11 protein-coding genes are annotated in these 7,737 nt (G+C 72.6%); 4 read left to right on the top strand and 7 right to left on the bottom strand.

Annotation, left to right across the window (positions count from 1 at the left end; all coding sequences use genetic code 11):
* Positions 1 to 183 precede the first annotated feature (183 nt).
* Positions 184 to 354 carry a hypothetical protein gene (locus tag VNL12_RS09855; RefSeq protein WP_325594035.1) on the bottom strand — a complete coding sequence of 57 codons (171 nt, stop codon included), beginning with the start codon at positions 352 to 354 and terminating at the stop codon, positions 184 to 186.
* A gap of 70 nt (positions 355 to 424) precedes the next feature.
* On the opposite strand from VNL12_RS09855, the gene rpe reads away from it, so the two are divergent.
* The 4 genes from rpe (at position 425) to VNL12_RS09835 (ending at position 3,269) form a co-directional block, all read left to right on the top strand.
* Positions 425 to 1,132 (top strand): ribulose-phosphate 3-epimerase, encoded by a 708-nt coding sequence (gene rpe, locus VNL12_RS09850; RefSeq protein WP_325594033.1) that lies wholly within the window; start codon positions 425 to 427, stop codon positions 1,130 to 1,132.
* 72 nt (positions 1,133 to 1,204) lie between these two features.
* Positions 1,205 to 1,693, top strand: a complete 489-nt coding sequence (locus VNL12_RS09845; protein ID WP_325594031.1) for an Rrf2 family transcriptional regulator — start codon at positions 1,205 to 1,207, stop codon at positions 1,691 to 1,693.
* On the top strand, positions 1,690 to 3,060 hold the full coding sequence (locus VNL12_RS09840) for an NAD-dependent epimerase/dehydratase family protein (protein WP_325594029.1): 1,371 nt from the start codon (positions 1,690 to 1,692) through the stop codon (positions 3,058 to 3,060). Before VNL12_RS09845 ends, VNL12_RS09840 begins: the two co-directional genes overlap by 4 nt.
* 5 nt (positions 3,061 to 3,065) lie before the next feature.
* The gene (locus VNL12_RS09835; RefSeq protein WP_325594027.1) at positions 3,066 to 3,269 is read left to right on the top strand and encodes a hypothetical protein; all 204 of its coding nucleotides are present in this window, start codon (positions 3,066 to 3,068) and stop codon (positions 3,267 to 3,269) included.
* 72 nt (positions 3,270 to 3,341) lie between these two features.
* On the opposite strand, the gene VNL12_RS09830 is transcribed toward VNL12_RS09835, so the two are convergent.
* The 6 genes from VNL12_RS09830 to VNL12_RS09805 all read right to left on the bottom strand — a co-directional run bounded on the left by VNL12_RS09830 (position 3,342) and on the right by VNL12_RS09805 (position 7,603).
* Positions 3,342 to 4,046, bottom strand: a complete 705-nt coding sequence (locus VNL12_RS09830; protein WP_325594025.1) for a hypothetical protein — start codon at positions 4,044 to 4,046, stop codon at positions 3,342 to 3,344.
* A gap of 13 nt (positions 4,047 to 4,059) precedes the next feature.
* Positions 4,060 to 4,698 (bottom strand): imelysin family protein, encoded by a 639-nt coding sequence (locus VNL12_RS09825; RefSeq protein WP_325594023.1) that lies wholly within the window; start codon positions 4,696 to 4,698, stop codon positions 4,060 to 4,062.
* 10 nt (positions 4,699 to 4,708) lie between these two features.
* The gene (locus tag VNL12_RS09820; protein ID WP_325594021.1) at positions 4,709 to 5,173 is read right to left on the bottom strand and encodes an imelysin family protein; all 465 of its coding nucleotides are present in this window, start codon (positions 5,171 to 5,173) and stop codon (positions 4,709 to 4,711) included.
* Complete coding sequence (locus VNL12_RS09815) at positions 5,170 to 6,573, bottom strand: di-heme oxidoredictase family protein (protein WP_325594019.1); 1,404 nt, start codon at positions 6,571 to 6,573, stop codon at positions 5,170 to 5,172. The genes VNL12_RS09820 and VNL12_RS09815 overlap by 4 nt, the downstream gene beginning before the upstream one ends.
* Before the next feature lie 126 nt (positions 6,574 to 6,699).
* Positions 6,700 to 6,870, bottom strand: a complete 171-nt coding sequence (locus VNL12_RS09810; RefSeq protein ID WP_325594017.1) for a hypothetical protein — start codon at positions 6,868 to 6,870, stop codon at positions 6,700 to 6,702.
* Complete coding sequence (locus VNL12_RS09805; protein WP_325594037.1) at positions 6,806 to 7,603, bottom strand: imelysin family protein; 798 nt, start codon at positions 7,601 to 7,603, stop codon at positions 6,806 to 6,808. The genes VNL12_RS09810 and VNL12_RS09805 overlap by 65 nt, the downstream gene beginning before the upstream one ends.
* Positions 7,604 to 7,737: the final 134 nt, after the last annotated feature.

Genomic DNA, 7,737 nt, shown 5'->3' with positions numbered 1-7,737 from the left:
CCCTCGATGCTGCCGTGGCTGCTCGCCGTGAGCATCGGTGTCGTCGCCGCCGCCGCGCTGCTCCTCGCCTCGGGGATGGTTTCATGAGTCGCGGCGCTCAGAGCTCGAAGCCGGCGAGCCCGTCGGGAAGGCCGGGGCAGGCACCGGCGCGAAACGCCCGCCTTCGGAGCGGTGGCGAGGGATTCAGCGTGGCGCGGCGGCCATGAGCTTGGACCAGAAGAGCGAGCTGAAGTCTGAGCTGCCGAGCTCGTCGTTGGATCCGCCGGCGTCGCCGAGACGGGCCACCACCAGGTCGGTGCTGCGACTCACGTAGATCTTCTGGTCCCCCTTGCCTTGGGCGGCGACGAGGTCCACGGGGGCGCCGGTGCATGATCGTGACCCGGAGAACGCGGGCCACGATGCTCGGTGAATAGGGTCCTCCGAGATGGCCCACTCCTCCTGGACACCGTGCGAAGGCGCGATCCACCTCGCCCCCAGCCTCCTTGCCTCCGACTTCGCCGACCTGGCCGGCGCCGTCCGCGACCTGGAGGGCAGCGGCGCCGAGCGGCTCCACGTCGACGTGATGGACGGCGTGTTCGTCCCCAACTTCACCTTCGGCACCGACACCGTCCGCGCCCTGAGAAGGCTGACCGACCTGCCGCTCGAGCTGCACCTCATGATCGTCGAGCCCGAACGCCACGTCGAGATGTTCGCCGCGGCGGGCGCCGACGCCATCACGGTCCACTGCGAGGTCTCCCCGCACCTGCACCGCACCGTGACCCAGATCCGTGAGCTCGATTGCCGAGCCGGCGCCGCCATCAACCCCAGCACGCCGGCCGCCTGCCTCGACGAGGTGCTCGAGTGCATCGACCTGGCGCTGGTCATGACCATCAACCCCGGGTGGGGTGGGCAGAAGCTCATCCCCCGCACGCTTCAGAAGGTGGAGCAGGTGCGCGCCGAGATCGAGCGCCAGGGTCTTCCCACCGAGGTCGAGGTGGACGGGGGCGTCGACGCCAGCAACGCTCGCCGCTGCGTCGATGCCGGCGCCAACGTGCTGGTGGCCGGATCCGCGGTGTTCAACCACGCTGACGGCCCCGCCGCCGGTGGGCAGGCCGTCCTCGCCGCGGCCGGAGCCGCGCCGCCCGCCTCCTGATGACGCCGCGCTCACACCCTCTCGGAGGAGCTGGGCGTTGACACACCGAACTCGGAGTGCGATTGTCCGAGTATGGCGATGGGCCAAGGCGTCGAGTGGGCCGTCCACACGTGCGTCCTGTTGGCCGCCGTCCCGCCCGACCGGGGCATGGCGGCCGCCAAGCTGGCTGAGTTCCACGACCTCCCCCCCGCCTACCTGGCCAAGCAGCTCCAGGGGCTCGCCGCCGCCGGGATCGTGAGGTCGGTGCCGGGCCGGCGGGGCGGCTACCGGCTCGCCCACCCGGCCGCCGAGGTGACGGTGCTCGACGTCGTGCGGGCCGTGGAGGGATCGGCACCCGCGTTCCGCTGCACCGAGATCCGCCAGCAGGGACCCGCCGCCGTCGGTCGGGCCCACTACCGCCAGCCGTGCGGCATCGCGCGGGTCATGTGGGACGCCGAGGCCGCGTGGCGCGAGGTGCTCGCGGCCACGACCGTGCAGGACCTCCTCGTCGAGGTCGCGACGACCGCGGCGCCGGTCGCCATCCGCCGAACCACCGACTTCCTCCAGGAGGCAGCCCGATGAAGGTGTTCGTCGCCGGCGCCACGGGCGTCATCGGGACGCGGGCGGTCGCCCTGCTGGTCGAGGCCGGCCACGTCGTCACCGCGGTGGCCCGGTCCGGGGAGAAGGCCGAGCTCGTGCGCGAGCTCGGGGCTACCCCCGCCCGGGTGTCCCTGTTCGACAGGGAGGGTCTCGTTGCCGCCGTCGGGGGTCACGATGCGGTCGTCAACCTCGCCACCCACATCCCGTCCCTCGCCGACGGGGCGCGACCGGGCGCGTGGAAGGAGAACGACCGCATACGCACCGAGGGCGCCGCCAACCTCGTCGACGCCGCCCTCGCCGCCGGTGCTCGCCGGTACGTGCAGGAGTCGATCACCTTCACCTACCCCGACTCCGGCGAGGCCTGGATCGACGCCGAGACGACACCCATCGAGCCGACCTCGGCGATCGCTTCGGTGGCCGCCGCCGAGGCGACGGCGGCCCGGTTCGGGGACTCGGTCGTCCTGCGCATCGCCATGATCTACGCCCCGGACTCGTCCCACACGCGAGACATGGTCGCTGCCGGTCGCAAGGGCATCGGGCCCGTAGCCGGGGCGCCCGATGCCTACCAGTCGATGGTCCATGCCGACGATGCCGCCGCCGCGGTGGTCGCAGCCCTCGACGCCCCGGCCGGGACCTACGACATCGTCGACGACGAACCGATGACCAAGCGAGACGTCGCCGCAGCGTTCGGCGCCAGGGTCCGGCTACCGGGCGCGGCGGCCCGACTCGGCGGCAACAAGGTGGAGGCCCTGACCCGCAGCCAACGGGTGTCGAACCGACGCTTCAAGGAGGCGACCGGCTGGGCGCCGAGGAACCCGACCCTGCGCGACGGCCTCCCCGGCGTCATGGCCGCTCTCGGGCGCCCGCCTCACCGCACCGTGCCCGAGCGCCTGGTGCGCCCCGTCCTGTTCGTGCTGGCGGCCTCTGCGCTCCAGCTGGGCGTGTGGATCGTGATCAGCCCTCGATCGTTCTACGACGACTTCCCCGGCCTCGGACGCCGGTGGGTGTCGGTCGACGGACCGTACAACGAGCACCTGCTGCGTGACTTCGGCCAGAGCCAGCTGGCCCTCGCCGCGGTCCTGCTCGCCGCCCTCGTCCGCCCGGATCGGTACCTCGTGCGCACCGCCGCCCTGGCGTCGTTGCTGTTCAGCGTGCCGCACCTCGCCTACCACGCGAGCCACCTCGACGCCTACGACACCTCAGACCAGGTCGCAAACATCGTGCTGCTCGGCCTGGCCGTGGCGCTCCCGGCCATCCTCGTGCTCGGGACGACCCGAACCCCGCCCGCCGAGCCCGACGAGCGGCGCCACCCGCGATATGGGAACGATTCTCATATTGCGCTAGGGTGAGGGGGATGGACCTCGCCTCCGCCCACGTCCTCGACTGCCAGGGACGCATCACCCACACGCTGACCCTGGAGGTCGACGGCACCGTGAGCATCCGCTTCCACGCCGGGGGGCGGGTCGCTCGGGTCGACCCTCACACCCGGGCCGTGCTCACCCCCGGGATGGCGGTGCCCGAGCCCCTGCTGGTCGAGGCCGCCGCCCTGCGACCGTGAGCGCTGCCCCCTCCCCGCGCCACGCGGCGCCCCACGTGATGTCGGCGCGGACCCGGGGGGCCGCGGGTGGTCTCAGGAGCCGCCGGGAACGTCGCGACCGCGGCGCGCCGGGTGTCGGACCGCCCGCAGGTCGGCGGTGAGCTCGTCGACGGTCATGGCCGTGAGCCGAGCCACGAGTGGATCATCTCCGGCGGCGCCCGAAAGGGTGCGGCCATCGCCGGCGATGAGGTAGCGGCCCTGGGCGTTGACGATGACGTAGGCACCGACCTCCGGGTCGGTCCCGTCGAGCACGAACCAGATCCCGTCGTCACCCACCTGGGAGGGAGCGGCGCCGTCGACGACCAACGGGGCGCCGTCCTCCAGCCACCCCTCCTCCTCCAGCAGCAGCGTGGCCGACGAGGGGGCGACGCCGGCCATCACCTCGGTCACCCGCAGGGTCACCAGTCGGGATTGGATGCGGGTACCTCCGGCGCCGTCGCCGAACCAACGGCCCCGCTCGGTGGCGACCACCTCGGCCCGAACCACAGCATCGGAGGCCGCGGCCAGCTCCTCGAGCGAGGCGAAGCGGGGCGCGTCCGAAGCCACCTCGACCGCAGGGGGCCCCTCGGCGGTCGCCGAGCCCGACCCCGCCGGTCCCGACATCGCCGGTTCGGACGCCGGTTCGCGGGTCACCACGACCAGCAGCGCCGTCACGCCCACGACGACGAGCAACGGCAGGGCCACGGTCCACCGTGAGCGCGAGGCGTCAGCGGCGGGGTCCTCGGCGACGCGGGTCACGGGTTTCACGGGCTCAGGAGTCGCCGTCGGAGTCGCTGAAGCTGATGGTGACGCCGAGCTGGCTGGCGGCCTCGGTGGAGAGCACCACCCTGAGCTCGGCCACGGCATCGGCCGCGGTCTGGACATCCTCCGGCCGGTCGAAGGACTCAGCCACCGCATCGGGCAGCGCGTCGAGGGCGGCCACGGCATCGGCGGTCGCGCTCTGCAGCCGCTCGGCGGTCTCCGGCGAGCGGGCCGTCACCAGGGCGACGAGCCCCTCCTCATCCCGGCCGATCACGAGAGCGATGCCCTCGAGCAGTGACCGGCGACCGGCCAGGGCGAACGCGGCGGGCCCGTCGATGCGAGACTCGGCCAGGTCGGAGACCGAGTCGGCCGCGGCCAGGTCGCGCAGACCCTTCTCGTCGAGCTCCCGGACGCGGTTGGTGACCTCGTTCACCAGCTGGTTCACCGTGTCCTGCGGGGCGCCGTCCATGCCGGCGACGAAGGTGTCGCGAGATGGACCGGACCAGTCGGCCCGGACCTCCTCAGCGGCGTCGAGCGAGAGGGTGAGCGCCGAGGTCAGGTACTCGCACCGGCGGGCTCCCTCGGTGGTGGCCAGGGCGTCGGACCCCTCGCCGAACAGGGCGGTCTCGGCCGCGTACAGGCCGCGCACGGCGGCCCCCTCATCGTCGACCGCGTCGGGGGTCGACGGGATCCGCGCCGGCCAGCAGCTCGTCGATCGCCTCCGGTCGGGCGTCGAAGCCCACCGCGCTCATGAGGCGGCGTTCCATGGCCGGACCGACGGCACCGGCGCGGGTCCGCTGCCAGCTCGTCAGCGCCGTGCGCCACCCCTCACGGGCATCCTCGAGTCCGGTGGCAGCGGGCTCCCCGCACAGAGCGTCGACGGTGGTGGTGAGATCGGCGAGGTCGGCGACGAGGGCCTCGTAGGCCGGGACGATGACATCATCGGCGATCGTGGCCAGGACCGCCTCATCATCCACCGCGGACACCGACTCCTCGGTGCCCGGGGCGTCCGTTGCGGAGTCGTCCCCGCCGGAGCAGGCTCCGAGTACCGGCGCGACTGCGAGCAGCAGGGCGAAGAGGCGCCGGCGAGGGGGACCGCCGGGCCGGCGAGGGCGATCGATCACAGCGACTCCAAGAAGGTGAGGATCTGCTCGCGGTCGCGGGCGGAGAGCTCGATGAAGCGGGTACGGGACCGATCGGCCTCGCCACCGTGCCAGAGCACGGCCTCCTCCAGGTTGCGGGCCCGGCCGTCGTGGAGGAAGCGGGTGTGGCGGTTCACGGTCTCGACCAGGCCCACCCCCCACAGGGGCGGGGTGCGCCACTCGCGCCCCGACGCGTCGCCGATGGGCCGGTCGTCGGCCAGGCCCGGGCCCATGTCGTGGAGCAGCAGGTCGGTGTAGGGGCGGATGACCTGCTCGGAGAGGGGGGCCACGTCCGACGGTCCGGTGCGGAGCTCCGGTGTGTGACACGACGCACACCCGGTCTCACCGAAGAGCTCCTGGCCCGAACGGGTGGCACGGTCGGCCACATCACGGCGGGCCGGCACGGCCAGGGTCCGGGCGTAGAACGTGACCTGGTCGAGCTTCTCATCGTCGATCTCGGGTTCACCGCCGTTGGGCTGGGCGCGGCACTCGGGCTGGGCGGCGGTGCAGGGATCGTCGGGATGCGCCGACGAGGTGACACCGATGTCGTTGGCGAACGCCTCGGCGTTCTGGGCCCGCACGGTGGGGATCGAGGCCTTCCACCCGAAGCGCCCGAGGATCCGTTCACCCGTGTCGGGATCGGTGACCAGGTTGGCCCGGCCCGAGACGCCGTCACCGTCGGAGTCGTCGGGGTCCTCGGCGGCGATCACAGCCTCCGCGGGCACGGCCTCGAGGAGCCCGACGCCGATGATGGCCGGCGCCACGCGCGGCGAGATCATCACGTCATCGCCGAGCGGAGTGCCGTCGGCCCCTCGCAGCTCGTAGTCGGGCACGGCGAGCGACCAGGGCGTCCCATCTGCGTAGGCGCCGGGCTCCTCGGTGGTGGTGATGACCACGGTCCCCTCCGGTTCGACGCCACGGACGGAGCGGTCCTGGAGCTGATCGCCGTAGAGGGGGTGGGGGCCCAGCTCACCATCGGCGCCGACCACGCTGAGGCGCACCAGCAGGCCCCGCTCGGGGTCATCGACGCTCTCGGGGGGCCGGCCCCGACCGTCTTTGAAGTGGCACGACGAGCACGACTGCGCGTTGAAGATCGGCCCGAGGCCGTCGCGCCCGTCGGTCGATGCGGGCGCCGTCACCCAGTTCTGGTTGAAGAAGCTGTTGCCCACCGCGAACGTGCGCCGATCCTCGCCCTCCAGCCCGGGCAGGGGCTGGGCGAAGGCTCCCGCGCCGGCCACGAAGACGGTTCCCTCACCGCCCTGGCGCTCGAGCTGCCCGTCGGTGGGCGCCGCGGGGCCCGGATCGTTCCCCTCGGGCCTCGCCTCGCCGCCTCCGTCGACACCGGAGCAGCTCGCAACCACCAGGGCGAGGACCCCGACCACGGCGACCGCCCGCCGCCACCGTCCCCTCGCGGGGCCGGGGCGGTGGCGGGTCGTCGGGTCCACCCTCAGGTGGCGGCCGAACCCTCTGAGCCGAAGCGCTCGGGCGTCGATCACGGACCAGGTCGCTCAGATCTCGATGCTGATGTCGTAGCCCAGGGCCGAGGCCAGCTCGGCCACGGCGTCGCCCTGGGCCTGGAGGTCCTCGATCAGCGTCAGCAGGGCGGCGCGATCCTCATCCTCGTCGTCGCCCGCGATCAGCTGGTCGAAGGGGCCGGGCAGCGCCTCGGCGGCGGCCACGTTGGCCTCCAGCTGGTCGCGCAGCTCGGCGTCGAGATCGGCGTCCGGCGGCCACCACGTCGGAGAGCGACGTTCCGTCGACCCCGTCGTACTCGGCGGTGTACGCGAGCTCGATGCCCCTGGCGTTGGCGACGATGTCGGACAGCGTGTTGTCCGAGAAGCACGAGTGCTCATCCTCGTCGTCCTTGGTCTCATACGGCACGGCCATGCGCTCACCGGCCAGCTCGCCCGCCGACAGCGCCCCCATCCCCCGGAGGATGTTGGAGAGGGCCACGCCCGGGTCGGCCAGGAACGTTTCGCGGTACTCCCCACCCTCGGTGTCCCACTGGTCGCGCACCGACGTCAGGTCGTCGACGAGCAGCTGGGCGAGCAGGGTGAGGTAGGTGCCGCGACGGTCCGCGTTCTCGGCGGTGGTGTAGTCGGTGACCGGGCGCTCACCGGGCCCCTCCTCGCTGAGGTCTTGGCCCCAGAGCAGGAACTCGATGGCGTGCCAGCCGGTGGAGATGTTGGTCTCGCCGCCCGCCTCGTTCGCCTCCACCAGCACCTCGGTGGTGATCTCGGGCACGCCTTCGGTGTCGTTGACGATGCCGGCCGCCGGGTCGTCCTCCACGTAGTCGATGTAGGCCTCGTCGAGGGGCCAGGCGTTGATCTGACCCTCGGGTCCGTCGTCGGGGTCGTCGATCGGGCCGTCGTAGAACCGGAACACCTCCGTCGGGCCGTAGAGGTCGGCCAGTTCCAGTGGTCACTGCACGGTTGAGGCTGCAGCGTAGAGGCTGGCGGGGCTGTGGTAGGCGAGGCTGCGTCGGCGTTGGCCGTTGAGGATGGCCGCGACCCGGTCGACCTCGTCGGGGTCGAGCAGGTCGAGGC

Origin of the sequence: Iamia sp., assembly GCF_035575815.1 — a bacterium.
Lineage (GTDB): Bacteria > Actinomycetota > Acidimicrobiia > Acidimicrobiales > Iamiaceae > Iamia.
Note: the sequence above shows the minus strand (reverse complement) of the source record. Positions and strands in the feature narration are given on the sequence as shown.

Excerpts from the sequence above, each read along its gene's own strand:
- rpe (WP_325594033.1), top strand. The coding sequence starts at position 425 with ATGGCCCACTCCTCCTGGACACCGTGCGAAGGCGCGATCCACCTCGCC.
- VNL12_RS09845 (WP_325594031.1), top strand. The coding sequence starts at position 1,205 with ATGGCGATGGGCCAAGGCGTCGAGTGGGCCGTCCACACGTGCGTCCTG.
- VNL12_RS09840 (WP_325594029.1), top strand. The coding sequence starts at position 1,690 with ATGAAGGTGTTCGTCGCCGGCGCCACGGGCGTCATCGGGACGCGGGCG.
- VNL12_RS09835 (WP_325594027.1), top strand. The coding sequence starts at position 3,066 with ATGGACCTCGCCTCCGCCCACGTCCTCGACTGCCAGGGACGCATCACC.